Source organism: Ferrimonas sp. YIN67, from assembly GCF_057219095.1.
On record NZ_JBXVVJ010000003.1, the window covers coordinates 354,978 to 380,797 of the forward strand.

Annotated in this window: 26 protein-coding genes; 13 read left to right on the plus strand and 13 right to left on the minus strand. The window is 59.2% G+C overall.

The genetic code is table 11. The annotated features are described in order from the left end of the window. Positions 1–173: 173 nt before the first annotated feature. Together truC and AC2D8U_RS08795 are read right to left on the minus strand one after the other, a co-directional pair. Positions 174–926, minus strand: coding sequence for a tRNA pseudouridine(65) synthase TruC (gene truC, locus AC2D8U_RS08790; protein ID WP_484618663.1), 753 nt, complete (start codon positions 924–926; stop codon positions 174–176). Beyond that, on the minus strand, positions 923–1,252 hold the full coding sequence (locus tag AC2D8U_RS08795; protein WP_484618664.1) for a YqcC family protein: 330 nt from the start codon (positions 1,250–1,252) through the stop codon (positions 923–925). Before AC2D8U_RS08795 ends, truC begins: the two co-directional genes overlap by 4 nt. A 105-nt stretch (positions 1,253–1,357) precedes the next feature. Here AC2D8U_RS08795 and AC2D8U_RS08800 point away from each other — a divergent pair, with 105 nt between their 5' ends. After that, positions 1,358–2,368, plus strand: coding sequence for a DUF3549 family protein (locus tag AC2D8U_RS08800; RefSeq protein ID WP_484618665.1), 1,011 nt, complete (start codon positions 1,358–1,360; stop codon positions 2,366–2,368). 4 nt (positions 2,369–2,372) lie between these two features. After that, positions 2,373–2,783, plus strand: coding sequence for a DUF3301 domain-containing protein (locus tag AC2D8U_RS08805; protein WP_484618666.1), 411 nt, complete (start codon positions 2,373–2,375; stop codon positions 2,781–2,783). A 1,205-nt stretch (positions 2,784–3,988) separates the two neighbouring features. Here AC2D8U_RS08805 and AC2D8U_RS08810 read toward each other — a convergent pair. Further along, positions 3,989–4,621, minus strand: a complete 633-nt coding sequence (locus AC2D8U_RS08810; RefSeq protein WP_484618667.1) for a GNAT family N-acetyltransferase — start codon at positions 4,619–4,621, stop codon at positions 3,989–3,991. Between the two features lie 78 nt (positions 4,622–4,699). Between AC2D8U_RS08810 and AC2D8U_RS08815 the strand changes: the two genes are divergently transcribed. Further along, complete coding sequence (locus AC2D8U_RS08815; RefSeq protein ID WP_484618668.1) at positions 4,700–4,930, plus strand: DUF2789 family protein; 231 nt, start codon at positions 4,700–4,702, stop codon at positions 4,928–4,930. Between the two features lie 2 nt (positions 4,931–4,932). On the opposite strand, the gene AC2D8U_RS08820 is transcribed toward AC2D8U_RS08815, so the two are convergent. Next, positions 4,933–5,316: a DUF3192 domain-containing protein gene (locus AC2D8U_RS08820; protein WP_484618669.1), complete on the minus strand. Its 384-nt coding sequence runs from the start codon at positions 5,314–5,316 to the stop codon at positions 4,933–4,935. A 158-nt stretch (positions 5,317–5,474) separates the two neighbouring features. Between AC2D8U_RS08820 and AC2D8U_RS08825 the strand changes: the two genes are divergently transcribed. The 3 genes from AC2D8U_RS08825 (at position 5,475) to exaC (ending at position 8,221) form a co-directional block, all read left to right on the plus strand. Further along, on the plus strand, positions 5,475–5,768 hold the full coding sequence (locus AC2D8U_RS08825) for a hypothetical protein (protein ID WP_484618670.1): 294 nt from the start codon (positions 5,475–5,477) through the stop codon (positions 5,766–5,768). 69 nt (positions 5,769–5,837) lie between these two features. Beyond that, a complete protein-coding gene (locus AC2D8U_RS08830) occupies positions 5,838–6,620 on the plus strand; it encodes a Zn-ribbon-containing protein (RefSeq protein WP_484618671.1) in 783 nt (260 codons plus the stop codon). 80 nt (positions 6,621–6,700) lie between these two features. Next, positions 6,701–8,221, plus strand: a complete 1,521-nt coding sequence (gene exaC, locus AC2D8U_RS08835) for an acetaldehyde dehydrogenase ExaC (protein WP_484618672.1) — start codon at positions 6,701–6,703, stop codon at positions 8,219–8,221. Positions 8,222–8,268: 47 nt separating this feature from the next. On the opposite strand, the gene syd is transcribed toward exaC, so the two are convergent. Then, complete coding sequence (syd, locus tag AC2D8U_RS08840; RefSeq protein ID WP_484618673.1) at positions 8,269–8,901, minus strand: SecY-interacting protein; 633 nt, start codon at positions 8,899–8,901, stop codon at positions 8,269–8,271. 67 nt (positions 8,902–8,968) lie between these two features. Between syd and queF the strand changes: the two genes are divergently transcribed. The 4 genes from queF (at position 8,969) to AC2D8U_RS08860 (ending at position 13,087) form a co-directional block, all read left to right on the plus strand. Further along, positions 8,969–9,823, plus strand: coding sequence for an NADPH-dependent 7-cyano-7-deazaguanine reductase QueF (queF, locus tag AC2D8U_RS08845; protein WP_484618994.1), 855 nt, complete (start codon positions 8,969–8,971; stop codon positions 9,821–9,823). A 221-nt stretch (positions 9,824–10,044) separates the two neighbouring features. Next, positions 10,045–11,397 (plus strand): prephenate-dependent tRNA uridine(34) hydroxylase TrhP, encoded by a 1,353-nt coding sequence (trhP, locus tag AC2D8U_RS08850; RefSeq protein ID WP_484618674.1) that lies wholly within the window; start codon positions 10,045–10,047, stop codon positions 11,395–11,397. Between the two features lie 3 nt (positions 11,398–11,400). Continuing rightward, positions 11,401–11,652, plus strand: a complete 252-nt coding sequence (locus tag AC2D8U_RS08855) for a YfhL family 4Fe-4S dicluster ferredoxin (RefSeq protein ID WP_484618675.1) — start codon at positions 11,401–11,403, stop codon at positions 11,650–11,652. 133 nt (positions 11,653–11,785) lie between these two features. Continuing rightward, positions 11,786–13,087 (plus strand): anaerobic C4-dicarboxylate transporter, encoded by a 1,302-nt coding sequence (locus AC2D8U_RS08860; RefSeq protein WP_484618676.1) that lies wholly within the window; start codon positions 11,786–11,788, stop codon positions 13,085–13,087. Here AC2D8U_RS08860 and AC2D8U_RS08865 read toward each other — a convergent pair. Together AC2D8U_RS08865 and ubiT are read right to left on the minus strand one after the other, a co-directional pair. After that, a complete protein-coding gene (locus AC2D8U_RS08865) occupies positions 13,082–15,211 on the minus strand; it encodes a methyl-accepting chemotaxis protein (protein ID WP_484618677.1) in 2,130 nt (709 codons plus the stop codon). The genes AC2D8U_RS08860 and AC2D8U_RS08865 overlap by 6 nt on opposite strands. Before the next feature lie 109 nt (positions 15,212–15,320). Further along, on the minus strand, positions 15,321–15,701 hold the full coding sequence (ubiT, locus tag AC2D8U_RS08870; RefSeq protein WP_484618678.1) for a ubiquinone anaerobic biosynthesis accessory factor UbiT: 381 nt from the start codon (positions 15,699–15,701) through the stop codon (positions 15,321–15,323). Positions 15,702–15,834: 133 nt separating this feature from the next. On the opposite strand from ubiT, the gene ubiU reads away from it, so the two are divergent. After that, positions 15,835–16,830 carry a ubiquinone anaerobic biosynthesis protein UbiU gene (gene ubiU / locus AC2D8U_RS08875; protein ID WP_484618679.1) on the plus strand — a complete coding sequence of 332 codons (996 nt, stop codon included), beginning with the start codon at positions 15,835–15,837 and terminating at the stop codon, positions 16,828–16,830. Between the two features lie 10 nt (positions 16,831–16,840). Continuing rightward, on the plus strand, positions 16,841–17,737 hold the full coding sequence (locus AC2D8U_RS08880) for a U32 family peptidase (RefSeq protein ID WP_484618680.1): 897 nt from the start codon (positions 16,841–16,843) through the stop codon (positions 17,735–17,737). 4 nt (positions 17,738–17,741) lie between these two features. Here AC2D8U_RS08880 and AC2D8U_RS08885 read toward each other — a convergent pair whose 3' ends face one another. Beyond that, positions 17,742–18,413, minus strand: coding sequence for a hypothetical protein (locus AC2D8U_RS08885; RefSeq protein ID WP_484618681.1), 672 nt, complete (start codon positions 18,411–18,413; stop codon positions 17,742–17,744). A gap of 213 nt (positions 18,414–18,626) precedes the next feature. Between AC2D8U_RS08885 and AC2D8U_RS08890 the strand changes: the two genes are divergently transcribed. Further along, positions 18,627–20,162, plus strand: a complete 1,536-nt coding sequence (locus tag AC2D8U_RS08890) for a methyl-accepting chemotaxis protein (protein ID WP_484618682.1) — start codon at positions 18,627–18,629, stop codon at positions 20,160–20,162. Between the two features lie 132 nt (positions 20,163–20,294). On the opposite strand, the gene AC2D8U_RS08895 is transcribed toward AC2D8U_RS08890, so the two are convergent. The 5 genes from AC2D8U_RS08895 to AC2D8U_RS08915 form a co-directional block, all read right to left on the minus strand. Next, complete coding sequence (locus AC2D8U_RS08895; RefSeq protein ID WP_484618683.1) at positions 20,295–21,440, minus strand: flagellin; 1,146 nt, start codon at positions 21,438–21,440, stop codon at positions 20,295–20,297. 311 nt (positions 21,441–21,751) lie between these two features. Then, entirely contained in the window at positions 21,752–22,537 is a 786-nt protein-coding gene (locus AC2D8U_RS08900) for an SDR family NAD(P)-dependent oxidoreductase (RefSeq protein ID WP_484618684.1), read from the minus strand. 3 nt (positions 22,538–22,540) lie between these two features. Next, complete coding sequence (mmsB, locus tag AC2D8U_RS08905; RefSeq protein WP_484618685.1) at positions 22,541–23,443, minus strand: 3-hydroxyisobutyrate dehydrogenase; 903 nt, start codon at positions 23,441–23,443, stop codon at positions 22,541–22,543. Beyond that, positions 23,440–24,567, minus strand: a complete 1,128-nt coding sequence (locus AC2D8U_RS08910; RefSeq protein WP_484618686.1) for an enoyl-CoA hydratase/isomerase family protein — start codon at positions 24,565–24,567, stop codon at positions 23,440–23,442. Before AC2D8U_RS08910 ends, mmsB begins: the two co-directional genes overlap by 4 nt. 41 nt (positions 24,568–24,608) lie before the next feature. Further along, positions 24,609–25,766, minus strand: a complete 1,158-nt coding sequence (locus AC2D8U_RS08915; protein WP_484618687.1) for an acyl-CoA dehydrogenase family protein — start codon at positions 25,764–25,766, stop codon at positions 24,609–24,611. Between the last annotated feature and the right edge of the window lie 54 nt (positions 25,767–25,820).

The following is a 25,820-nucleotide window of genomic DNA, read 5'->3' on the forward strand; positions in this document are numbered from 1 at the left end:
TGCATCCAACTTACTGTAAGGTCCCAACGGACGCAATATGACTCTTGGGAACCCTCCGATGCAACAACGCAGCCTACGTCGCCGCCAGATCCATCGACAGGTCCATGTCCGACGTCGTGTACGTCGCAATCTCTTCTTTGTGACGGAACAGCGACAGGCCGCCCCGGTGCCACTTAATCGTCCAAAGCCCTGATCCGATACTTTTCAGGCTCCAAAGGCCAGCCAAACCGCTCCAGCAGCGGCTGCCACTGCGCCTCCAGTTCACACTCAATCCACATCGGCTCCCCGGTCACCGGGTGAGTAAAGCCCAGCGCTTTGGCCACAAGCCAAAGGCGTTGAAGCCCAAACTCATCCCGATACAGCTTGTTGTGATGGCGACAGCCGTGAGTAGTATCACCGATGATGGGGTGTCTCAGGTGTGCCATATGTCTGCGCAACTGGTGTTTACGCCCCGTTTGGGGTTCCAACCGTACCAGGGTGTAGCGAGCACTGGGATAACGGCTGACCGGAATGGGCAGTTCAGCGTAACGCAGCGGTTGATAATGACTTATCGCATCCTGGGCAGGCTTATCCTTATCGGCATGCTTGTCAGCAATGTCATCCAGCTCCTCTTTCAGAGGGTAGTCCAGCACCCCGCCCTCATTAAGGTACCCCCGGCACAATGCCAGATAGGTCTTCTTAACCTCATGGGCAGCAAATTGCTCTGATAGGGCCCGTGCCACCTCTGCACTCTTGGCAAACAGCAGCACTCCCGAGGTCGGCCGGTCCAGCCGGTGAACCGTAAAAACATGACAGCCAACCCGATCCCGAGTCATCTGCATGGCAAACTCCGTTTCCCTGCGAGCCAGCCAGGTTCGGTGAACCAGCAACCCCGATGGCTTATGCACCGCCACCAGATGTTCATCTTCATGCAGGATGGTGATCATGATCGTGTCCCTTGTGCCAATACTGAGTCCAACTCCGCGATCTTACCGATCACCGCTAAACACTCTGGGCGCTGGCCAAATACCTCTTCCGCCATAGGGAGGATACAGACCTGAGTCGGCAGAGCCTCTCCGGCCGCCATCATGGTCCGCAAACGGGGCAGGAGCACAAACTGCAACCACTGCTCAAAAGTGAGGGTATCAACGCAAAAGGGAAGACGACTGGCCAACGCCTTAGGACTCGGCTGACCCTCCTGCCACAGATCGGCATCCTGCATCAATTGCTCAAGATCCGACAGGATCCGGGCCACGGCACTGAGATCGTGCATAATTTCTCCGGTTGGAAATGCTGGGCCCGGGATCATACCATCGCGCTGCAGTCCCCCCTATAATGGTTTACCCCCGACATCCTGAGCCCCAAGGCCACTGAGTTCATGGAAAGCATCACCACATTAGATCAGTTTCTGGTCCAGGCTGGCACCCAATACCAAGTGTATGAACTGGGCCGCCGAGTTACCCCATTATCTTCCCAGCTTTTCCAACAATTTGAAGCCGGGACGCTGGCCTATCCTTACCCCAGAGCCAACCACGCCTGGCTGGGAGTGGTGTTCTGGCAGCCTGGAGAGCCGCACTTTGTCTGGTTTCTCAAACTGCCACTGGATGAGCAGGGATTAATCCGTCCGGCAGCTCGCAGCCAGTTTCTGCAGATGGTGATGGATGCCCTGGGACAAAACCCGGCAGCGCCATTAGGACAGGAACAGCAGGAGCGGCTGAACAACAACCCGTTCACCTTTACCCCGGCAGAAGAAAAAATGGCGGTGTTCCACGCTCTCACCCGTCAACATCTGGTCCAGCCCCCCAGCGCTCACTTCGACAGGGTACAGAGTTACCTTTGCGGCGAACGAGAGTGGGATCAGTGGCAAGATCTTGGGCTGCAGGGGATGGCCGATCAGGTCTGCCGCGCCCAACCGTCCGAAGGCCCTCAGATAGCAGGTGCAATCGCAGCGATGCCCTATGGCCCGCTGCAAGCACTGGCCAGCGTCACTGAACATACCACGCAGTCAGACGTCGTCGCCGATGCCTGGCTCAAACGTGCCCAAACCACCCCTAACCCTCAAGAGCGCCTGGTGGCCCTTCGGGCTTTGGCTGGCTGCCCACTGCAACGTCAACTGGGGCTCGACCTTCTGCTGAAACAGTCACACCTGGAACAAGAAGCTTTGATCGCCATTGCAGCACGCCTCTGGCAGGGCCTAGATCCACAACGGCTGAACCTTTTTCTTGAGCACCTGGCAAGCTACCCGGGCGAACTGTTCAACCGACTGTTTAGCGATCTGATCGCCATTCCCCAGCTGCGCCCGGCCTTGCTAACGAAGTTGCAAGCGGCCAAACACTCCCCTCAACTGACCCAAGCCATCGAGCTTTTGCGCCAAAGCCTGCGAGGATAACACCATGTTCAACCTGTTCGATCTCATGCTGTTACTGGCCTGTGGCCTGATCGGCATGCTGTTTTGGCAGCTCCGTCAGATCTCTGAAGCCGCTTTATTCCATGCCCAACGTCTGTGTCGACAGCGCCGCCTGCAGCTGCTCAACGTAGCCCGCCGCCGTGCTCGCCTGGGCAAACTGCCCGGCGGCGGACTGGGCTGGCACACTCGTTACGACATTGAGTTCAGCACAGATGGTCTCAACAGCCTGACCGCCCATCTGGATTTCCTCGGCAACCGGCTTAAGGACACGCAACTGCCGCTCTACCCTGAGCCCGAATGGCATGAAGCGCCGCAAAGCCATGGGCGGATCGGCATGGGGAGCTGTGGCGGTGGCAGCTGCGCCCCAAAGAGCAACTGCAAGACAGGTTGCCGATAGAAAGATCACAAACCGTCCGTTTGGATCTTAAAACAAAAAAAGAACCGCAACAGCTGCCTGTTGCGGTTCGGGGTACTACCTTTACGCTAACATCCAATGTTAAATTTGTGCTCCCTGCACCATCCTTGCGTACAACTGCTCCTTGCGCATTCCTTTAGCCGATCCTTCAGCTTCCCTGTACTCCAGTGCCCGGCTCCTGCCTCTTGTTCAACCCTGAACGCTCCACCCTGGCATCCTGCCTTTCCCTGGTGATTGCACCTTCACTGTACTGGCATCCATTCCACGATCACTTCCTGTGACCGAACACTCTCCGTCCTGGAGATCTCCTGTGTCGTCCCTGAAGATCAACGATCGAGCCTTCCAGCATCCTGCCAACAAACCTCAACCGCGATGTATCAAACTGGTTCCGACGAATAAAGTTTAGTTGAGCAAGTCCCTGGCAGAAACCACCTCAAAAACAATAGGGTCATAGGTTAATCCTAAAATGCCGCAGAGAAATCCGACTCATCCATTTAAAAACAATAGCTTACATAAACTTAGACAGTGATCGTCCGCCAACGGGATGGACTATCTCTTACAAGGCAAACAGAGATGTTAGACAGGGTTCACATCGTCTAGTACCTACAGGAAAAATACATGTATAACTTGGTGATTTATGAGCATAAAAATGGGCCGCAACCTAGGTTGCGGCCCTTTACTCTTTGTCAAGCCATCCCGCTTAAATTCGTGCCAATCCCTGGCCCGTCCCTGCGTTAAACCACAATCCTTGTCTCATCCTTGGCTGTTCCATCAGCAGTCCCTGTACCCTGGGGTACGGCCATCCTGGCTGAGGTACCTTCCTGGCCCTCTTTACCTCGTAAGAGGCTTCCATCCTTGTGGCAAAGTTCCAACTTGCCCAGACCTTCAAACCAACCCCACTCCCTGTGGTGATCGTCTCCAGTCCCTCACTCGACCGTCTGCCGACTCCTTGTCAGCGAGTCAATCCAGTAAGCGCATCAAATCCCTTGATACAGTCCATTCTAATGGGCCCCTCATGCCGTTCAACCCGGCCAGGGCACGCTGATCTCATACAGGCTCAAATAAGATGTTAAGAAAACACCTCAAGTGTTTGCAAAACTTTATATTTAACAATTAAAACACAAGCATCACCCTCAAGGCTATAAGAATTTTCCCCTCAAGAAAAAGGTCAATTTCTTACATCCGCCTCAGCCTTTGTCCCCCAAGGAAAGGTCGGTACGATACAACCGCCCCTCAACTCGCCCCACATGCACGGTTGAAACAACATCAAAACCCAGGCGCTCGAACATGGGCTGGAGCTCAGGCCAATAGATCATGGTAGCCATCGCCTCCAGTTGAGCTTCCCGAGCCGAAGACAATAATGCGCCAAGCAACGCCTCACCGAACCCCCGACGCTGATAGGTGGGGGCTATCGCGAAGAAGGGCAACAAGCCTGTTCGAGAGAGTTCCAATTGATCCAGGATCTCCTGCTCTCGCGCCATCCACTGTCGCGCACCGTGCCAGCCGGTCCCCAGTGCCATCTTCAAGCGCCAGTTCCACATTCGCCCCTGCCCTAGGGGGTACCCCTCGGTGAGCAGGCAACCGACGCCAATCAGGGTGCCCGCCAACTCCAAGCCAATGAAGCGCTGATTGTGTTGCCACAACTCCTGCAACTCCTCCCGGATCGCGGCCCGCAGACGCTGCTCATAGTTATCACTGGGGAAAATGGAACGAAAAAAGGGATCATCCCGGTAGGCATTGAGTAACACGGACGCTGCGATCCTCAAATCGTCAGCAGACAACTGGCGCACCTTAGGCTCAGCGGTGAGGGCCGGATCCATAGCAGGACTCCCTTAAAAACTTGATCTCTACAAACATCGGTCAAAACTTAACCCAATTGCAAGTAAAGAGTGACTGAGATGGATACCACCCCAAACGATCTGACCCACCTGTTTGCCCAGCTAGGGCTGGACCCTGAAACCACAGCGGTTGATCAATTCCTTTGTGATCACAGTTTGCAACCCTACCAGACACTGGAGGAAGCGCCGTTCTGGTCTGATTCTCAAAAAGCCTTTATCAGAGAAGAAAAAAGAAGGGATGCCGAGTGGTCTGAAGCCATCGACATCCTCGATACGCTCTTACGAGGCTGAGTTTACAAGGTCACGGACTGACGAAATGCCGTGTCCCCCCAGCCGGTCACGACACCATCCTGGAACACCACTGGGGTGCATTCATCTTTACCCGTTACCCCGTCACTCTTATTGCGATGAGTACGGTAGAACAGGACTTGCACCACGCCACCCTGTTCGCGATACAGCTCGTTGTAATCCGCCGTCCCCATGATCTCACGTACCTGAGCGACCGACATGCCCAAAGCAACCTGCTCCAAATTCCGGCGGTTCTGGGTTTGCTGGGACTCCCAGCTGCCGATGCTGTCCGGCTCCCGGTGGTGCTTTCCGCCGACGGCCACCACACAACCGTTAAGCGCCGTTACTGAAACCAAAATCAAAGTGGCTGCCATCAATTTGTTTTTCATCTCAAACTTCCTGTTATCACTGGTAGAGACGAAGATTAAACACAGATCGTGCCAATTGATATTTACCTATTAATATCAGCAGGTTAAAACTATACCTTTGCTGCCCACCGGCGAATAAGGCAAACTATTGGGAAATTTCACCACACAAGGAGGCCGCCATGGAACTTGAGATCCGTGCCGCCCTGACCCGCATGGCCGAACAGGGGCTGCCCCTCACCACCGCCGTGTTAAAAAAACACACAGGCCATCAGTACCCGTTACCCATTTTGATCAATGCCTTGCGCGCCTGGAAAGCACAGCCTCAGCCGGTCAGCGCAGCCGAGATGGCCACCGAGTCAAGCTCACCAGAGCAAGCCCGGTTAGATCTCAACGGACTCCAGCAGCAACTGCATGCCCTGCAACAGGAGGTGGCTCAACTGCGTGCCGAGGTTGCCGCCCTGAAGGCCCGCTAAGCCGGTTGATTGGCGCGGCGCCATCGCCCCGCTATACTGTCGCCCCTTTTGCTCACCACCGGAGATCCCATGTTCCTTGCCGAAGTCCGTTTTGAATGCTTTGCCGACACCACCCTGACCGCGGTGGAGCGGGCCATCAATGGCCTGATGGAGGCATGGCGCCATAACGGCCAGGTGCTGGGACGGGAGTTTCCCCTGGTGCAAAACGAAGCGGAGTTTCGACTGCGGGTGATGTGTCCAGGGGAAGACAGCCTGCACAGCCGCCACAACTCCCCCTGGGCCAAAGAGCAGTTAACCGCCCTGACCGAGGCCAAACTGCTGCAACCGAGAGTCAAGCTGCTGGGCCGGGACATCAATGCCGACCACTGCGCCGAATTCGCCCCAACGGAATGGCAGGTGCTCTACACCACCTTTGTTCACAGCTGCTCACCGATCCGAGATGGCAATACTTTTCAGCCCGTCCCCCTCTATAAGCTGCCCGCGACTTTTAACGGCGATCACAAAGCCCTGGTGAAGTGGCAAACCGAGTGGCAAGCCTGCGACGAGTTGCAGATGGCAGGCAGCGGGGCCGTGGAATTTGCCGCCCTGAACGAGATCGCTTCGGTGGACAGCGTGCTGTTCCGTCGAGGTTGGGATCTGCGCGGTCGACTGGAATACCTGACCCAAGTTCCCACCTACTACTACCTCTACCGCGTCGGCGGTGAAAGCCTGGAGCGTGAGCGCCAACGCCCCTGCCCCCGCTGCGGCAACCCGGACTGGTTGCTCGAGCAGCCACAGCACGATCTGTTTGCCTTCAAGTGCGATGCCTGCCGGATTGTCTCCAACCTCTCCTGGGATCTGCAAAAAGGGTAACGTTCGACCAAGGTCGAATTAAGTTTCGGTGTTAACGAGCGCAGCTTGATGGTTTGCTTGCCCAACGACAAGGAAGCGTCATGATCTACGCCAAACCCGGCACCGAGGGTGCCCTGTTCCAATTTCAATCCCGCTACGACAACTACATCGGTGGTCAATGGACACCACCGGTCAATGGCCGCTATTTCGATGATCCCTCACCGGTCGACGGCTCACTGATCGCCCAGGTCGCCCGCTCCGACGGCGAGGATATCAGCCTGGCTCTGGATGCCGCCCACGCCGCCCAGCTCAACTGGGGCCAAACCAGTCCCACCGAGCGCAGTAACCTGCTGCTGAAGATCGCCGATCGCATCGAGCAGCACAGGGAAACCCTGGCCTATGTGGAGACCTGGGAAAACGGCAAGGCGATCCGCGAGACCCTCAATGCCGATCTGCCCCTGTGCATCGACCACTTCCGTTACTTTGCCGGGGCGATCCGGGCTCAGCAGGGCAGCATCGGCGAGATCGACGCCAACACCACGGCCTACCATTTCCACGAGCCCATAGGTGTGGTGGGTCAGATCATCCCCTGGAACTTCCCCCTGCTGATGGCCGCCTGGAAACTGGCTCCGGCCCTGGCGGCGGGCTGCAGCGTGGTCCTCAAGCCCGCCGAGCAGACTCCCATCTCCATCCTGATCTTGATGGAGCTGATTGGCGATCTGCTGCCACCTGGGGTGGTCAACATCGTCAACGGCATGGGAGAGGAAGCGGGTCAGGCTCTGGCCACCTCGGATCGCATCGCCAAACTGGCCTTTACCGGCTCTACGGCCGTCGGCCAGCACATCATGCGCTGTGGCGCCGAATCGCTGATCCCTGTCACCCTGGAGCTGGGGGGGAAATCCCCCAACGTCTATTTTGAAGATGTGATGGCCGAGGACGATGCCTTCTTCGACAAATGCCTCGAAGGCCTGTTGCTGGGCTTTTTCAATCAGGGCGAGGTGTGCACCTGCCCGTCGAGAGCACTCATTCAGGAGTCCATCTATCCGCAGTTTATCGCCAGGCTGCTGGAGCGGGCCAAGGGCATCCGCCAGGGCAACCCGCTGGATACCGAGACTCAGGTGGGGGCCCAGGCTTCCCAGGAGCAGTTTGATAAGATCCTCTCCTACATGGAGATCGCCCAAAGCGATGGGGCCGAATTCCTGCTCGGCGGTCAGGCCGCCGACGTGGGCACCGAGTTGGCCAATGGCTTCTATGTGCAACCTACCCTGCTCAAGGGGGAGAACCACATGCGGGTATTCCAGGAGGAGATCTTTGGCCCGACACTGGGGATCACCACCTTCAAGGATGAGGCCGAGGCCCTGGCCATCGCCAACGACACCAGCTATGGCCTCGGAGCTGGCGTCTGGACCCGGGATCAAAACCGGGCTCAGCGCATGGGCCGCGGGATCCAGGCCGGCCGCGTGTGGATCAACTGCTATCACCTCTATCCGGCCCACGCGGCTTTTGGCGGTTATAAAAAGTCCGGGATCGGCCGGGAGACCCACTTGAGTGCCCTATCGAACTATCAGCAGACCAAGAACCTGCTGGTCAGTTACGATCCCAACCCCCTGGGCTTTTTCTAAACGGCTGGTCGAAACGATTGCGGGGGCCAACCGGCCCCCGCAGTGCATTAGCGCTTATTACCGAGCAGATGACACCACATCTGTTTGATCCGGGCGATGAAACCCGGCTTGGTCTCAACAATCGGCTCCGGCAAGATCTCAGGCAATTTTACCCGGGGGGAGAGCCGTTCCAGCAGTTCATCGAGACTAACTGCCAACTGGCGGTGAGGCTTCTGACCTGGGATCTCCAGCCAGACGCTGCCATCCTCATTATCCAGCACCAGCATCTCCTCGCCTTCGCCCAGTAAACCGATAAACAGGGTGACCGGCTGCTTGAGCTTACGCTTCATCATGATGTGGCCGATCAGGTTCTCCTGCAGGTAGGCCACATCCTCCTCACTCCACACCTGCAACAACTCCCCCTGGCCAAAATCGGCGTCAAACAGCAGGGGGCCAGCGTAATAGGCCCCGTAGAAACGGGCCAACTGTGGATGCAGTTCCAGATCCAGGGCCTGGGCGATGTTGGCAAAATCCGTCCCAGGCTCCTGGGCTACCGCCTGCCACAGGGCTCGTCCCTCGCTATCCCTGCCCTTGAGCGCAGGTCCACCTTCCGTTTTATCACAGGCGGGCAGGTGACCCAGGCTTCGCTGCCAGGCCTGTTGATGGCGTTCGATAAACTGGGAAAGGACGGAAGCGGACATGAATGGACTCTTTAATGAACGAAATACGGTAAACTGGTCCGATATTGTGCCACGAATTGAGACGCTCATGTCACACCACGATCCCTATCAGGGCGCCGATGCCCTCTCTGGCCTGACCCTGGGCCAGTCCACCCAATACAAAGATCAGTATGATCCGGCCCTGCTGCAAGCCGTCCCCCGCAGCCTAAACCGGGACGCCATTGCGCTGACCGACACCTTGCCCTTCCACGGCGCCGATCTGTGGACCGGGTTCGAACTGTCCTGGCTCAATGCCAAGGGCAAGCCCCAGGTGGCCATCGCTCATTTCCGTCTGCCCGCCACCAGCCCCAACCTTGTGGAGTCCAAGTCGTTCAAACTCTACCTCAACAGCTTCAACCAGACTCGCATCGACTCGGTCGAGGCCTTGACCGCCATGCTGAGCCGGGACTTGTCCGCCTGTGCCGGCGGTGAAGTCGAGGTCAGCCTGGTGCTGCCCAAAGCGTTTTCCCAGCAGCCGCTGGTGGAACTGGAGGGGGAGTGCATCGATGAGCTGGATATCGAGGTGGACAACTTCGAGTTTAATCCCGAGTACCTGGCCGACGCGGCCCAAGGTGAAAGGGTTACCGAAACCCTGCGCAGCGATCTGCTCAAGTCCAACTGTTTGATCACCTCCCAGCCGGACTGGGGCAGCGTGATGATCCGCTACCAAGGCGCACAGATCGACCGGGAAGCCCTATTGCGCTACCTCATCAGTTTCCGCCAGCACAACGAATTCCACGAGCAGTGCGTGGAGCGGATCTTTATGGATCTGAAACGCTATTGCGGCTGCGAAAAGCTGACGGTCTACGCGCGCTATACCCGTCGCGGTGGCCTGGACATCAATCCATTCCGCTCGGATTTCGAACCGGTACCGGACAGCAACGCCCGCCTCGCTCGACAATAACCGTTGCGGTGGCTGAAAGCCCCCTGGCTGCGCTCAGATCCCCGTCGGCCACACACCAGACCGACAACTGAGCGCTCCCAGTAACCCAATCGCCTGGCGACTCGATGCCAGGTACAGGGGGGAACGGGGGGAACCGCACCGCCGCGTAACTTGTCTACATTTGCAACAGGGTCGGGCCAGCAGTAGAATGCCCGCCGCACCAAATGCCCCCGAGGACTCCCATGTTGAAACCCGAACTTCTTTCCCCCGCAGGAACGCTGAAGAATATGCGCTACGCCTTTGCGTATGGCGCCGACGCCGTCTATGCCGGCCAGCCCCGTTACAGCCTGCGGGTGCGTAACAACGACTTTAACCTCGAAAACCTGGCCACCGGGATCGAGGAAGCGCACCAGTTGGGGAAAAAGCTTTATGTGGTCTCCAACATCTCTCCCCACAACGCCAAGCTGAAAACCTTTATTCGCGATCTCACGCCCGTGGTCGAGATGAAGCCGGATGCCCTGATCATGTCCGATCCCGGCCTGATCATGATGGTAAAGGATCAGTGGCCCGATCTGCCGATCCACCTCTCCGTACAGGCCAATGCCATCAACTGGGCCTCGGTCAAGTTCTGGCAACGCCAGGGGATCGAACGGGTGATCCTCTCCCGGGAGCTGTCCCTGGATGAGATCGAAGAGATCCGCATGCAGTGTCCTGAGATGGAGCTGGAGGTGTTTGTCCATGGCGCCCTGTGCATGGCCTACTCCGGCCGCTGCCTGCTGTCGGGCTACATCAACAAGCGCGATCCCAACCAGGGCACCTGCACCAACGCCTGCCGCTGGAAATACGACGTACACCAGGCCAAGGAGAACGAAGCCGGGGATGTGGTCGCGGTGGATCCCACCCTGGGTGCCGGTAAGCCGTCGAATGAAGTGGTACTGCTGCAGGAGGCCAACCGACCGGGCGAATACATGCCGGCGTTTGAAGATGAGCACGGCACCTACATCATGAACTCCAAGGATCTGCGTGCCATCCAGCACGTGGAGCGCCTGACCAAGATGGGCGTGCACTCGCTCAAGATCGAAGGTCGCACCAAGAGCTTCTACTACGTCGCCCGCACCGCCCAGCTGTACCGCAAGGCGATCGATGACGCCGCCGCTGGCCGTCCGTTCGATCCCAGCCTGCTGGCGGGCCTGGAGTCCCTGGCCCACCGGGGCTACACCGAGGGGTTCCTGCGCCGCCATACCCACGACAGCTACCAGAACTACGATTACGGCTACTCCGTCTCCGACAAGCAGCAGTTTGTCGGCGAATTCACCGGTGAACGCAATGGCCAGGGCCTGGCCGAAGTGCTGGTGAAAAACCGTTTCGAAGTGGGCAACAGCGTCGAACTGATGACCCCCCAGGGCAACCTGAACCTGAAGCTGGGTCATATTGAAAACCGCAAGGGCGAAAGCGTCGACGTGGCCCCAGGCAATGGACACACCATGTACCTTCCGGTCGCCGAGGAGCTGGATCTGTCCCACGCCATCCTGATGCGCAACCTGGACAAGGGCCAGGATACCCGCAACCCGCAGGCCAAGGCGGAGAAGGCGTAAGTTATGGCACTGAAGATCCTCGACACCTGCATCAACTGCGACATGTGTGAGCCTGAGTGTCCCAATGCCGCGATCACCATGGGTGAGGAGATCTACGAGATCGATCCGGACCGCTGCACCGAGTGCGTCGGCCACTACGACAAGCCGACCTGTGTCAGCGTCTGTCCCATCGACTGCATCGATCCGGATCCGGAGCATGCCGAAGATCCCGACACCTTGATGGCCAAGTTTTTGATCTTAACAGGCAAAGCCTGATCCAAACTGGCCATAACCGGCAATTGGCAACCATACTTCGAGGGCGCATGCACAGCATGCGCCCTTTTTGCACCTCTGGTGAGCTAACAGCTCATGGCTATCAGCTTTTAACTGCCACTATCGAGGAGACACCATGGTCTGGCTGGAACTACTGATCGTCTTGCTTGCCATCGTCCTGGGTGCCCGCCTGGGCAGCATCGCCATCGGCTATGCCGGGGGGCTGGGGGTCCTGGCCCTGGCGGTGATCGGCACGCCCCCGGGAAAGATCCCGGTGACGGTGATCCTGATCATCATGTCGGTGATCGCCGCCATCGCCGCCATGCAACTGGCCGGTGGCATGACCTATCTGGTTCACCTGGCGGAGCGTCTGCTGCGCCGCCATCCCCGCCACATCACCTTCTGGGCCCCTGTCGTCACCTACACCATGACCCTGCTGGCGGGTACAGGTCATACCGCCTTCTCCACCCTGCCGGTGATCACCGAGGTGGCCAAAGAGCAGAGGATCCGCCCCTCACGCCCCCTCTCCATCGCCGTGGTCGCCTCCCAGATCGCCATCACCGCCTCGCCGGTCTCCGCCGCCGTGGTCGCCCTCGCCGCCATGCTGGAGCCGGTGGGGATCAGTTACCTGCAGTTATTGATGATCACCATTCCCACCACCTTTCTGGCCTGCCTGGTGGCCGCCTTCGTCGCCGATCGCCAGGGTGTGGAGCTGCTGGACGATCCCGTCTACCAGCAGCGACTGGCGGAAGGGTTGATCATTGTGCGCAATGCCCGTACCGAGCCCCCGCTGCCCCCAGGGGCAAGGCGCTCGGTCGGGATCTTCGCCCTGGCGATCCTGGCCGTGGTCAGCTACGCCACCCTCACCAGCCCGGCACTGGGACTGGTGGAGGTTCCCCTGTTGGCTCGGGACCAGGCCATTATGGTGATGATGCTCACTGCGGCGACGGCCATCGTCTACAGCTGCCCTATCGAGCCTGAGCTGATCGTCAACCAGTCCACCTTCAAGTCCGGCATGAGCGCCTGCATCTGTGTTCTGGGGGTCGGCTGGCTCGGCGACAGCTTTGTCTCGGCGCACATCGAGGAGATCAAGGCCCTGGCGGGTGATCTTATTCAGGCTCGTCCCTATCTGCTGGCCATTGCACTGTTTTTCAGTTCGATGCTGCTCTACTCCCAGGCTGCAGCCACCATCGCCCTGTTTCCTGCCGCCATCAGCCTGGGCGCACCGCCCCACGTTCTGGTCGCCTCCTTTGCCGCCGTCAGTGCCCTGTTTGTCCTGCCCACCTACCCCACCCTGCTGGCCGCGGTGGAGATGGATGACACAGGCTCGACCCGGATCGGCAAATATGTCTTCAATCACCCCTTCCTGCTGGTTGGTCTCACCGCCATTTCCGTGGCCGTGGCACTGGGGTTTGTCTGGGGCGAACTGCTGCTATAAAGGATCGCGCACGGCCGAGTCACGCGTTGACAAAACGAAGCGATCAACCTGGCTATCCAGTCGAGCAATGGCATTACGGACAATGGAGGTACGCCGGCTCAGCTGGGCAGCGCCCAGGACCAGATCCTCACAGGATTGCTGAGCCTGCTGCGCCGTCTCGGCATGGTTCTGGCTGCTTTGCGCCAGCGAGGACATGGCCGCAAACAATCCCTCGGCGGTCTCACTGAGTTGACGATTAGACTCGCCGTCATCGTCCTGTTCAGCCCCCTGATCCACCGCCTGCACGCCCCGCTCCATCGACAATACGGCCGCCTCAGACTCCTGTCGCAGGCGTTCCATGATGGTACCGATATGACAGGCCGCCTCTGAGGTTTTCGTCGCCAATTGGCGCACTTCCCCCGCCACCACGGCAAATCCGCGTCCATGTTCACCGGCCCGGGCCGCCTCAATGGCAGCATTGAGTGCCAGCAGGTTGGTCTGAGAAGTGATATTGCCAATCAGCTTAACGATGTCATCAATCTGCCCCATCTGGGCATTGACCTGCTTCACACTATGGGAAGAGCTTTGCACTATCGCTTTAACCGACTCAGTGCTGGCCTGGGCCTGTTTATGCTCCTGCTGTGCCCGGATCACCGCCTCCCGCATCTGAGCCTGCATCTGGTGTGCACTGTCAGTGGCCTGGCCGATATCACCGTACTGACGATCGGACAGGGAGAGCAGGGCCTCGATGGCGCTGGTTGTCTGCTGAGTCGATTCATCGACACGCTGGCAGCGCCGCACCATCGACTCGCTGGCCTGTTTCACTTCGTTGGACGCCCAGACCATCTGTCCCATGGCCCCCTGCAGGTTGTCGATCAAGCTGTTGATCCAACGCCCCAGCTCTGCCGACTCATCCTGGGCCTGACTCGAGCGCGTCACCCTCTGGGTCAGATCACACTCCCCCTCCGCGATCTTCTGTAGCACTGAGGTCATCTCAGTTAACTGGCTGGCCAGGGGGCGAAAGGCCCAGAGATGTAATCCCACACTGGCCAGCAGCAACATCAGCAGGACCACCCCAACGGCACCACCGCTCCCCAAACTGAGGCTCTGCATCAGCCACAAAGAGAGCATCATGGTCAGTCCCATCGTCAGAGTGGCCCGTTTCAACAGGGTATGAGCCAGCGAGCGATGACGGTACACCTCCTCGAGATCGGCCTCACACATCATCCCCCAGCGGTCCGGTGAGCCGGGCAGGGTAAAGGTGATCCCCTTTCCGATCACGGGGATATGCCGATAATCCGAATAGCCTGGATATTGAACAAACAGATTCTGCCCCTTGGCGATGGTTTCCCTTACGCCGGGATGCAGTTGGCCGGTTGCCGGATCAGTAAAACGGAGCTCGAGCTCGGTATGGGCGCAGATCTGTACCCGGCCCCACTGAGTGTGGATCCCGGACTTGAGGTTTTCACCATGGCTAAAGGTACTGTCCTCAAAGCGAGAGCGGGATAACGCCGTGCCGGGCAAAATGCTGGGATCCAACTGGGACTGAACCATAAACACATAGTTGTCGCCGGATTCCGGGTAGATATGGCCCGCTTCTCGCTGGATCAGATCCCCCAGCACATCATTAGGCACCCGCGCACACAAACAGCCCTGCTCTGAGGGCAGGGGCAAGTAAAACATCAAGGTGACGGCATCGTGAAAGCGGGAGCTGGACGGCCCCAGCGCCAGGGTCCTGGGATCCACATAGGGGCCATGCAGAAACGGGCTCTCCAGGCCACGACGGACCAGGGTAGAGGGCAGAGGAGGAGCGGCCCCGGTTGCACTGGTATGGCGCACCTCTCCACTGGCATCGACCAGAAACAGTTCACTGATGTCACCGGCTCGACCACACAACTGGGCCAGGGTTTCGCCCTGCTCCGCTTCCGGCTTGCTACCCAGATAGAGGGCGGCATCCTGGAGAAACGCCCACTGGCTTTCGGCCCAGCCTTGCAAGAGCCTCACCCGATTGTGGGCAAAGCTGTCAAAGCTCTGCTCCAGCAGGGGGATACGATGACGATTAAGCCAGCAGGCTTTGCCCAGCTGCCACTTGCCACTTGCTCCAAAATAGGGCAACCAGCCCCGTTCCTGTGCAGATAAATGCATGTTTTTGCTTCCTTTCTTATTCTTGTTTGACCTAAGAAAACAGGCAAAAAACAGGCCAACTCCCTCTCTTTGCTCCCTCAGCCGCGCTGCGGCAAGCCGAGCCTGGCCATCAGTGACGACACAGGGGCAGGGAGAGGGGATACCGCCCCAACAGGCTTTTCACCTCCAGGGCCAATTCTGTGTCCCCCTCCATAGCCAGTTTGCGTTGGAAAAACAGGGCATCGCCATCCGCCCTGCCCAGCCCCACCTGGAGCAGGGCCGGCACAGAGCCGCTCAACTTGGCCTGGGCATGACCATCGGGCCAGTTCAGGGTAAGACGGCCCTGCTCTAACCCCAGCTGGAGGGGCCAGGGCAGACCGAAAGCCCCAAGCTCGACGGCTCGCCCATTAAGAAAATCCATCTCCCCGGCATCGATGGCGACGGCAAAGTGCCGCTGCAAAAAAGGGAGCAGAGTCATACGCAGGGGAGTCAAAGGCGGTTGCACGTTCACAAATTTCCTAATTTCAGTGAGTTATGTAGAATAATAACCAAGTGGTCGAATAAAATACCCGCACCACATCAAGAAATCACTTCACCGGGACTGATAAAGTTTACCGGCCCATAACAAGAACAGCACCTGACTCATGGAACTCCTTGCCCCCGTTGGTACCCCGGCAGGCCTCGCGCCCACCCTGGACGCCGGCGCCGACGCCGTCTACGTCGGCCTCAAAGACGACACCAATGCCCGCCGCTTTGCCGGGCTGAACTTCACTCCGGATCAGTTGGCCGACGCCGCGGCCCTGTGTCGCCAGCGCCAGCGCCAGCTCTATGTGGCGATCAATACCTTTCCCCAACCGGGCCAGGAAGCACGCTGGCATCGAGCCGTCGATGCCGCCGCCCAGTCCGGGGTCAGTGCGATCATCCTGGCCGATCCCGGCCTGCTGGCCTATGCCGCCAGTCACCATCCAGATACCGAGCGTCACCTGTCGGTCCAGGCCAGCGCCGCCAACCTGCCCAGCCTCGAGCTGTTCCACCGGGAGTTTGGGATCACCCGGGCCGTCCTGCCGCGGGTGCTGGACATCCTGCAGATCGAGCAGATCGCCAGCGCATCACCGGTAGAGTTGGAGGTGTTTGCCTCAGGTAGTCTATGTGTCATGGCGGAGGGGCGTTGCCAATTGTCCACCTGGGTCAGTGGCCAATCCCCCAACAGCGGGGGGGCCTGCTCACCGGCCAGTCAGGTGCAGTGGAAAGAGGGCCCTCAAGGCCGCGAAGTCCGCCTCGGCGGTGCCCTGCTGGACCGGGTTCCGCCTGGCCAGCCAGGCGGCTACCCCACGGTCTGTAAAGGCCAATACCTGATCGACGGTGAAGCCCAGCACCCCATCTCCAGCCCTTGCTCATTGTCGACGCTGCCTCTGCTGCCCCGCATGGCCAAGATGGGGATCACCGCCCTGAAGCTCGAGGGACGCCAGCGCAGTCCCGCCTACAGTCAGCAGATCACCCGGGTCTGGCGCCAGGCGATCGATCGCCTGGTACAGGATGGGGAAAGTTACCGCTGTGATCCCCGTTGGCAGGAACAACTGCGCCTGCTCTCCGAGGGGCAGACACTGACCACGGGTCCATACCTGTCCGGCTGGCAATAAGGGGATCGCCATGACACACACCATCAAATTGAGCCTGGCCCCAAACTGGTGGCCCATGACGCGACAGCAGCAATACGATTGGCTCGACCTGGCGAAAGTCAGTCCTGCCGAGCGTATCTATCTGGGAGAAAGCGTCTGCAGCCTGCGGGACCGGCTCGCCCCACGTACCCTGCTCGAGCAGGCACAAAAGCTCACTGACAGTGGCAAGGAGGTGATCCTGACGAGCCTCAGCCTGGTGGCTTCCAAGAAAGATCTGGCCCTGCTGCAGGCCCTATGTCGCCAGGATCGGTTCGCCATCGAAGCCAACGATATGGCGGCCGTAGCATTGGCCCGCCAGTATCGCCTGCCCTTTATCGCCGGTGCCGGACTGAATATCTACAACCTGGATGGGATCCGCTGGCTGCTCAAACTGGGCATGACGGGTTATCAACCTCCGCTGGAGATGGCAGCTCAGACTCTGGCAACCCTGATGGAGCAGTGCCAGAGTGCTGGGATCCGTGAACGCTTCAGCCTGGAGCTCATGGGCTATGGCCGCCCGCCTCTGGCCGTCTCGGCCCGGTGTGCGACCGCCCGGGCTGGCGGTCGTAACCGCCAACGCTGTGAGACCCTGTGTCAGCAGACGGGGGCTCAGATCGCGCACACTCTTGAGCGGCAACCCCTGATGACTCTTAATGGGGTGCAGATCCATGGCCATGAAGCGATGGATCTCCTGGGGGAACTTGCCCTGTTACGACAACTGGGCGTGGACTGGCTGAGGATCGATCCCGGCCCCGAGGGCGCACAACCCTGGTTGGCCGATCTGCACCGGGCACTGGCGGAGTCAGCCGACGCCTATACCCCACCTCAACCTGGGGTCCGTCACTTCTGGCAACGTCAGGCCGGGGAGGTTGCCCTGTTTGGAGATTGAGCCTTCATAGCTGGCTTCGGCGCTGTATCAGGACCAACACGTAGAGCAGCCAGATCCCGACAAACAGCACCAACAGCCAGCCCGTCAGGGCTGGCCACCAGATCCAGGGCCGCTCGGTGCCAAACAGGCCGTAGGCGTAGCGATCGGTCAATACCAGTTTCCGCTCGGGATCCAGCAACAGGGAGAGGGCACAACCGGCAGCGGCCAGGGCAGGCAAGACCCCCCAACGAGGTGGGATCTCAGTGAGAATGGCAAAACAGTAGAGCACGGCACAGATCGGGGTCATGACATACAACGCCGTCATGGCGTAACTGTGCAACATGCCCACGTTCACTGGAAACAAACCACAGGCTGACAGACTTAACGACAGAAGGATCCCGGACAGGTGCAAAGAGAGTGAAATGGGTGCACTGCGCCGGATCCAGCCTCGGGAGCTGAAACTGATCACCAGAGCCAAGCCACCAAAGAACAGCCCACCATTGACCAGCACCGCCAAAGGCGATGATCCATAGCGCCCCAGCTCCGACAGGGTATGGGTCAGAAAACTAAACTTCTCCCCCGCTTCCCCCCGATAGGCCCAGGCCGCCAATATTGAGGGCAACACCAACATGGTGAGCCCCATGATCCCGACCCGGTTAGCCAGGCGCAGCAGAAATTGATCGTCCGTCACCGCCATGGTGCACCACTTTCCTCTCGGCAGTAAATTTTACAACGCTCTACTGTATCGCCGCCCCGGGAAAAACACAGCCTTTTCTCCCAAATAGTGCGCTTTCCCCACTCGGACCATGGCACATGGTGCATGCACAAATCGAAAAACGAGATCCCAGACGGTCTTTTTGATATTTTGAGAGCCTGATCAAGGCCTGTGGTGACAATGGACGGAATTCACATGAGCGCAAAAAGACGCAAGGGAGAGATCCTGGTTGGAGAGGAGCAGGAACTGGTCTCAACAACGGACCTGCGTGGTTACATCACCTACGCCAACCGGGATTTCATTGAAGTCTGTGGCTACAGTGAAGCAGAGCTGGTGGGTAAGAATCACAATCTGGTGCGTCACAGGGACATGCCCAAGGCCGCCTTTGCCGATCTCTGGGATCGATTGAAGCAGGGGCAAGCTTGGCGCGGCGTCGTCAAAAATCGAGCCAAGGATGGTCGTTTCTATTGGGTCGATGCCTTCGTAACGCCCATCTTTGAAAATGGCCAGATCACTGGTTATCAATCGGTTCGACGCAAACCCAGCCGTACCCTGATCGCCAGGGCTGAACACCTGTATGGGCGTATCCAACAGGGAAAAACACTGCCAAGGGAGTGGAGTCTGGCACTGCGTCGCGCCATCGCCATTGGCGCCTGCAGCGGCATTTTGGCCTTGGGGATGATAGTGATCTCCCCCTGGATTGCCCTGCCGGCCAGCGTAATGATGCTGCTTTGTATCGGCTTGTTCTATAACGAAGCGGTCAAGGTTCCGCGAACTCTGGATGCACTGCAACGACGCTATGACAGCGTCAGTCGACGAGTCTACTCAGGTACCGGCAGTGCCAGTGTTCTGGAGTTCCAACTGCTGTTAGATCAGGCCAAGATGCAGGGGGTGCTGGGCCGCAGCGCCGACAGTGGCCGGCGCCTGTCCAGCTCCGCCGATGCACTGGTGGGGATCGCCCACCAGACACGGGATGGCATCGATCAGAAACACCACAGATTGGAGCAGATCGCCGCCGCCGTCGAACAGATGAACGCCACCATTGGTGAGATCGCCAGCCATGCTCAAGGCAATTCAGAGCGGATCCACAAGACTTCACTGCACTGCCAGACGATCCAGTCAGAGATGATGGACAGCTCTTTGCAGATCCGGGAGTTAGCCAGCTCCGTAGCAACCGCGGCCTCCCGAGCTGGTAGCCTGCATCAGGAAGCCAATCGGGTGGCCGAAGCGATGAAGGAGATCGATGGCATCGCCGAGCAGACCAACCTGTTGGCGCTCAACGCCGCCATCGAGGCGGCCCGGGCCGGCGAGCAAGGGCGTGGCTTCGCCGTGGTCGCCGACGAAGTTCGGGCCCTGTCGAGTCGGACCCAGCAGGCCACCACCGCCATCCAGTCCAGCGTTCAGGGCATGAACGAGACCCTCTCCTCCTGGGTGGTTCAAATGCAGCGTAACAGCGAGCAAGCGGGCTCCTGTGCCGAACAGGCACACCAGGGTGCCGATCAGGTCGCCCAGATCTCTCAGCAGGTCCAGGGGGTCGAGTCTTCCGCCGTACAGACCGCCGTCGCCGCCAAAGAGCAACGCCAGGCCGCCGCAGAGATCGCCCACAATATCGACGGGATCACCCAACTGACCCACCAGGTACTGCAGCAAGCCGAGCTGGTAGAAAGCACCGCCGAAGATCTGCAGCAGGAGGTCGCGGCCCTGTCTCAGCTGCATCGAACCTTTGGTTAGTGACCCGCAACAAAGCACGGCAGGGAACTGCTGACCGCTGACCGCTAACCGCTAACCGCTAACCGCTAATAGCTACTCGTCCCCCATGCAAAAGGCCACCTTTCGGTGGCCTTGGTCGTTACCCTTTTCTGCTTACAGCAGGGAGAGGGCCAGCTGAGGGATCTGGTTGGCCTGGGCCAGCATGGCGGAGCCGGACTGCTGCAGCACCTGGTTCTTGGTCAGCTCGGCGGTCTCCTTGGCGAAATCCACGTCCTGAATACGGCTGCGGGCGTCGGAAACGTTCACCTGGATGTTGCCCAGGTTGTTGATGGTGTGAGCAAAACGGTTTTGTACCGCCCCCAGCTCGGCACGCCCGTCATCGAGCTCAGAGATGGCATTATCAATGGCCATCACTGCCGCCTGGGCCCCCGCCGCAGAAGTCAGATCCAGGGCGCCGATGTTGTAGGAGTCATCTGCCCCCACAGTCAGGGATCCGGCAGAGGTACCGCCAGTGATATCGAGATCCGAGGTGCCGGTGCCATTGTTGGTGATGGAGCCAGCCATCACGACATTGCCATTGTCATCCAGAGCGGCTGCCACATCCAGGTGGCTGAGTTCGGCGTTGATGGCATCCACGATCCCTGCCGCATCCGAGACGCCAGCCAGGGAGACGGAGATGGTGCTTGCCGCACTGGTGGCATCGGTATAGGTGAACTCCAGATTGTTAGAGCTGATCAAGGTGGCCACGTTAGACGCAGCTACCACGGTCCCTGAAACCGCCTTGCTCTTATCCAGATCGGCGGCACCGATGGCATCCAAAGAGAGGGAGATGGTTTCGTTGGCGTAGGAGCCCACCTGAAACTGCTTGGTACCATAGCTGCCATCCAGCAACGTCTGGCCACCGAAGGAGGTGGTGTCGGAGATCCGGGTCAGTTCGTCCTGCAGGGCTACCATCTCTTTCTGGATGGAAGCACGGTCCTCGGCGGAGTTGGAGCCGTTGGCGGACTGCAGGGAGAGATCCCGCATCCGCTGCAGAATGTTGCTGGACTCCTGCATCGCCCCTTCGGCGGTCTGGGCAATGGAAACCCCATCGTTGGCGTTGCGCATCGCCACATCCAGACCACGGACCTGGGAAGTCAGACGGTTGGAGATCTGCAGACCGGCCGCATCATCCTTGGCGGAGTTGATCCGCAGACCAGAGGAGAGGCGCTCCATGCTGGTTTGCAGGTTGGTGTTGGAAGTGTTCAGGTTGCGCTGGGCGCCCATCGAAGTGACATTGGTGTTTACTGTGACAGCCATTGCTAAAATCCTCTTTCTGCTGATGGCCGTACCTTAGGGTATTGGCCGTTGTTCCACTCTCCCCCTTAGATATCGCCTCCGCTCGAGATTGCTTTAACACTTTTTTGATCCTTTCTTAATAACCACAAGAGAGCACCGAATCGCGGCCGATATACAACCGCCTCGCACAGCAAGATCCACCCGCAAAACAAGAGGGCATCAGCCGAGGTCTCTCCCCGTTGTACTCGCGAGCAAGATATGACACTACAAAGACCGTCGAGTCGATAAGAAAAAAGATCACATGTCATTAACAGGGCAAAGCAAACTTCCGCTTAAAGTCGAAGCCCTCCGTCGATCTCAAACACCCGCCCGCTGAAGTAATCGTTTTCGATGATGTGTTGGACTGCAAAGGCGACCTCGTCGGGTTCTCCTATACGGCCCAGAGGAACCCTCTGGGCCAAGCGTTCCAGTGCCTCGGGTTTCATCGATTGCGTCATCTCCGTGGCCACGATGCCCGGGGCAATGGCACCGGTGCGAATGCCATAACGAGCCAACTCCTTGGCCCAACTGACGGTCATGGCTACCACAGCAGCCTTGGAGGCCGAATAGCTGGTTTGGCCCATATTGCCCGCACGGGCCAGGGAGGAGATGTTGATGATCACCCCCCGGCATTGCCTGGCCTTCACCTGTGCCCCAGCCCTTTCGGCCATCTGCGCGGCCGCCTCGCGGCCACAAAGGAAACTGCCGGTCAGGTTCACATCGATCACCGACTGGAAACGGCTGAGGGCCAACTTCTCCTGCACTACGCCTTCCTTAACCTTGATCAGTAAGCCATCCCGCAATAGCCCAGCATTGTTGATCAGCACGTCCACGCCTCCCAGATCGGCGGCAATCGCAGAAAACACCGCTTCCACTTGCTCCTCCTGGGTAATGTCCAGCGGATAGCCAAATGCCTGCACCCGCTCCCGTTGAAGTTCACTCACCGCCCAGGCCAGGGCATCTTCATTGACATCGAGCAGGACGACTTTGCCCCCCTGTGCCCCCAGGCGACGAGCCATGGCCATCCCCAGCCCTCCGGCACCGCCGGTGATCACCACCACTTTGCGATCCAGCTTCATGGGCTATTCCTTAGTGCTTAAGAAAGTTTCAAAGATGGAAGAGAAGTCTTTCTTGCCTTCGCCTCGACGAGCATGCTGACGGTACAACGCCGTGGCCAGGGACCCCATGGGCGTGGCACTGTGACTGGCCGCCGCCGTGTCCATGGCCAACCCCAGATCCTTCACCATCAGATCCACCATAAAACCGCCCTGATAACCCTTACTGGCAGGCACCTCGTCCATCACCGTGGGACAGGGGTTGTACTTCTCCAGGGCCCAGTTACCTCCGGAGCTGACCTTCATAATGTCCGACAACACCTTGGGATCCAGGCCATGATCCCGGCCCAGCTGCAGCGCCTCGCTGGTGCCGATCATCAGTACCGCCAGCAGCATATTGTTGCAGATCTTGGCGATCTGGCCGGCACCCGGGCCGCCAGCATGGAAGATGTTCGCCCCCATGTCCGCCAGCACAGGACGCGCACGCTGGTATCCCGCCTCACTGCCGCCACAGATGAAGGTCAGGGTGCCTGCCGCCGCCCCGGCGGTCCCTCCTGAGACCGGCGCATCGACGAACTCCAGCCCCGCCACCGAGGCCGCCTCATTAACCGCCAGGGCACTGGCGGCATCGATGGTTGAGCAGTCGATCAGCAAGGTATCTGGCGCAGCCTTGGCAATGAGCCCGCGACCTGACTCCTCCCCAAGATATAGCTGGCGTACATGCTCGCCCGCCGGCAACATAGTGATCACCACTTCGGCTCCGGCTACCGCGCCACAACTGGTGTGGCAGGGGATCGCCCCTTGCTCGGCCAACTGATGAATGAGCGCCCCGTTGAGATCAAACACCCGAACGGTGTGGCCCGCCTTCACCAGGTTGCGTGCCATGGGGGCTCCCATATTGCCCAGGCCGATAAATGCAATCGTACTCATACTCCCTCCTCTGAGAGTGACGCCAGGGGGTGCTGATCGAACGGCGAGGTGTGAACCCTCGCCATCACCTCCGCCCCGATCTGATCCAGCTCGGTATAACGCCAGTGCGGCGCCCCATCTTTGTCGATCAGCCGGGCACGCACCCCTTCGACAAAATCCCCCAGCTGTGCCAGGCGAACCGCCCAGATCAGCTCCTGCTGGAACGCCTGCTCCAGGGTAAGATCCGCGCAGGCCGTGAGTTGATGCCAGATCAACTGGGCCGTCAGGGGACTGCCTGAAGCAAAGGTGTCCCGCGCTCGACACAACCACGCCTGCTCACTGTGTAAGCCGCTAAGTCGCTGGACCACCTCAACCAGGCTGTCCCCCGCCATCAGGCTGTCGATCAGCCCCTGATGTTCATGCAGGGTACTGGTGGCCATGGCGCCCCTGTCCTGCTCCTCAATACCCCTCAGATAGCTTGACAGCAGATCATGGTTGGCCAACACATCATGGTGCCAGCCCAGGGTGGTGAGCGCATCAAGCAGGCTATGACGGCGCGACGCACTGACACAGAGATCCGCCAGGCCCACGTAACGAGCATCGGCCCCGTTCATGCTGTACCCGGTCAGGGCCAGAAAGCGGCCGCAGTAGCCCGGCATGCGATTGAGGAACCAGGTCCCCCCCACATCCGGGAAGAGGCCAATGGTGATCTCCGGCATGGCGATGCGGGAGGTGTCGGTCACCAGGCGATGACTGGCCCCGGCCATCAAGCCCAGGCCGCCTCCCATGACGATCCCGCTGCCCCACAGCACAATGGGTTTTTGATAACGGTGGATCAGATGATCCAGCCGATACTCCCGGCTGAAAAAGGCCTCCACTTCGTCGCTGAGTTCACCGGAATGGGCGCAAGCCACGTTATAGATGGCCCGAATATCGCCCCCGGCGCAAAACGCCTTGTCACCGGCCCCTTCCAGCCAAACGCAAACGATCCGCGGATCCGACGCCCACGCCATCAACTGCTCGGTGAGGCTGTCGACCATGGCCAGGGAAAGGGCATTCAAAGACCGCTCATTGTTGAGGGTGGCAACACCAATCCTGTGGCCACTGTCCGTCTCTAGGGTACGATAAAGTACGGGTTCGCTCATGGACTCTCCTTTGTATTCGCCGTGGGCTCTATGCGCTTGTCCTAACGGATTGGAGCCGAGGCATCATCGAGCAACCGGCGCGCCACGATCAGGCGCATGATCTCATTGGTCCCCTCCAGGATCTGATGCACCCGGAGATCTCGAACGTGACGCTCAAGCGGATACTCTCGAATATAACCGTAGCCCCCATGGATCTGCAGCGCCTCGTTGCACACACGAAACCCCACATCGGTGGCAAACCGCTTGGCCATGGCGCAGTAGGCGCTCTTTTCCGCATCCTCCCTGTCCAGCTTGAACGCCGCCAACCGCACCAACTGACGAGCCGCCACCAACTCGGTGGCCATATCCGCCAGCTTGAACTGCAGGGCCTGAAACGCCGCCAGTGGCTTGCCGAACTGCTGCCGCTCCTTCAGGTAAGTCGTCGCCCGGTCCAGTGCCGCCTGGGCCGTTCCCAGGGAGCATGCCGCGATATTGATGCGCCCCCCATCCAGCCCCTTCATGGCAAAGGTGAATCCCTGCCCTTCCCGGCCAAGTAAATTGGCCACCGGCACACGCACCTGCTCAAAGATCACCTGCCGGGTCGGCTGGGCATTCCAGCCCATCTTCTCTTCGGCTTTACCATAGAGGATCCCTTCGGCATCTGCCGGTACTGCGATGGCGGAGATCCCCTTAGGGCCGGGCTCGCCGGTACGGCACATCACCAGCAGCAGATCCGTCTCGCCAGCGCCGGAGATAAACATCTTGCTGCCACTGATCACATACTCATCGCCTTCGCGCACCGCCTTGGTGCTCAGGCTGGCCGCATCTGAGCCACTGCCGGGTTCAGTCAGGCAGTAGGAGGCCAGCTTCGCGCCAGTGGTTAGCCCCTCGCACCAGAGGGCTTTGAGCGCATCGCTGCCCCAGCTGGCCACCATCCAGGTGACCATATTATGAATGGTCAACATCGCCGTGGTCGCGGTACAGCCGGCGGACAAAGCTTCGAAGATCAAAGCGCTGTCGAGCCGGGTCAGACCCAGGCCGCCCTCGGCCTGCGGTGTGTAGAGGCTGCAGAACCCCAGCTCACCGGCCCGCTGGATCACCGCCTTGGGAAAATAGTGGTCTTTATCCCAGGCCGCCGCATTGGGGGCTAACTCTCCCTCGGCAAACTGGCGGGCGAGATCGACAAAGGCCAGCTGTTCATCGTTCAAATCAAAATTCATGCTCGCTCCTCAAGGTCAGTGAGAGCACTACTGCCAGTGCCGGCATCGCAGAAG

Coding starts and splice junctions, on each gene's coding strand:
- truC (WP_484618663.1), bottom strand. CDS start 926: ATGATCACCATCCTGCATGAAGATGAACATCTGGTGGCGGTGCATAAG.
- AC2D8U_RS08795 (WP_484618664.1), bottom strand. CDS start 1,252: ATGCACGATCTCAGTGCCGTGGCCCGGATCCTGTCGGATCTTGAGCAA.
- AC2D8U_RS08800 (WP_484618665.1), top strand. CDS start 1,358: ATGGAAAGCATCACCACATTAGATCAGTTTCTGGTCCAGGCTGGCACC.
- AC2D8U_RS08805 (WP_484618666.1), top strand. CDS start 2,373: ATGTTCAACCTGTTCGATCTCATGCTGTTACTGGCCTGTGGCCTGATC.
- AC2D8U_RS08810 (WP_484618667.1), bottom strand. CDS start 4,621: ATGGATCCGGCCCTCACCGCTGAGCCTAAGGTGCGCCAGTTGTCTGCT.
- AC2D8U_RS08815 (WP_484618668.1), top strand. CDS start 4,700: ATGGATACCACCCCAAACGATCTGACCCACCTGTTTGCCCAGCTAGGG.
- AC2D8U_RS08820 (WP_484618669.1), bottom strand. CDS start 5,316: ATGAAAAACAAATTGATGGCAGCCACTTTGATTTTGGTTTCAGTAACG.
- AC2D8U_RS08825 (WP_484618670.1), top strand. CDS start 5,475: ATGGAACTTGAGATCCGTGCCGCCCTGACCCGCATGGCCGAACAGGGG.
- AC2D8U_RS08830 (WP_484618671.1), top strand. CDS start 5,838: ATGTTCCTTGCCGAAGTCCGTTTTGAATGCTTTGCCGACACCACCCTG.
- exaC (WP_484618672.1), top strand. CDS start 6,701: ATGATCTACGCCAAACCCGGCACCGAGGGTGCCCTGTTCCAATTTCAA.
- syd (WP_484618673.1), bottom strand. CDS start 8,901: ATGTCCGCTTCCGTCCTTTCCCAGTTTATCGAACGCCATCAACAGGCC.
- queF (WP_484618994.1), top strand. CDS start 8,969: ATGTCACACCACGATCCCTATCAGGGCGCCGATGCCCTCTCTGGCCTG.
- trhP (WP_484618674.1), top strand. CDS start 10,045: ATGTTGAAACCCGAACTTCTTTCCCCCGCAGGAACGCTGAAGAATATG.
- AC2D8U_RS08855 (WP_484618675.1), top strand. CDS start 11,401: ATGGCACTGAAGATCCTCGACACCTGCATCAACTGCGACATGTGTGAG.
- AC2D8U_RS08860 (WP_484618676.1), top strand. CDS start 11,786: ATGGTCTGGCTGGAACTACTGATCGTCTTGCTTGCCATCGTCCTGGGT.
- AC2D8U_RS08865 (WP_484618677.1), bottom strand. CDS start 15,211: ATGCATTTATCTGCACAGGAACGGGGCTGGTTGCCCTATTTTGGAGCA.
- ubiU (WP_484618679.1), top strand. CDS start 15,835: ATGGAACTCCTTGCCCCCGTTGGTACCCCGGCAGGCCTCGCGCCCACC.
- AC2D8U_RS08880 (WP_484618680.1), top strand. CDS start 16,841: ATGACACACACCATCAAATTGAGCCTGGCCCCAAACTGGTGGCCCATG.
- AC2D8U_RS08885 (WP_484618681.1), bottom strand. CDS start 18,413: ATGGCGGTGACGGACGATCAATTTCTGCTGCGCCTGGCTAACCGGGTC.
- AC2D8U_RS08890 (WP_484618682.1), top strand. CDS start 18,627: ATGAGCGCAAAAAGACGCAAGGGAGAGATCCTGGTTGGAGAGGAGCAG.
- AC2D8U_RS08895 (WP_484618683.1), bottom strand. CDS start 21,440: ATGGCTGTCACAGTAAACACCAATGTCACTTCGATGGGCGCCCAGCGC.
- AC2D8U_RS08900 (WP_484618684.1), bottom strand. CDS start 22,537: ATGAAGCTGGATCGCAAAGTGGTGGTGATCACCGGCGGTGCCGGAGGG.
- mmsB (WP_484618685.1), bottom strand. CDS start 23,443: ATGAGTACGATTGCATTTATCGGCCTGGGCAATATGGGAGCCCCCATG.
- AC2D8U_RS08910 (WP_484618686.1), bottom strand. CDS start 24,567: ATGAGCGAACCCGTACTTTATCGTACCCTAGAGACGGACAGTGGCCAC.
- AC2D8U_RS08915 (WP_484618687.1), bottom strand. CDS start 25,766: ATGAATTTTGATTTGAACGATGAACAGCTGGCCTTTGTCGATCTCGCC.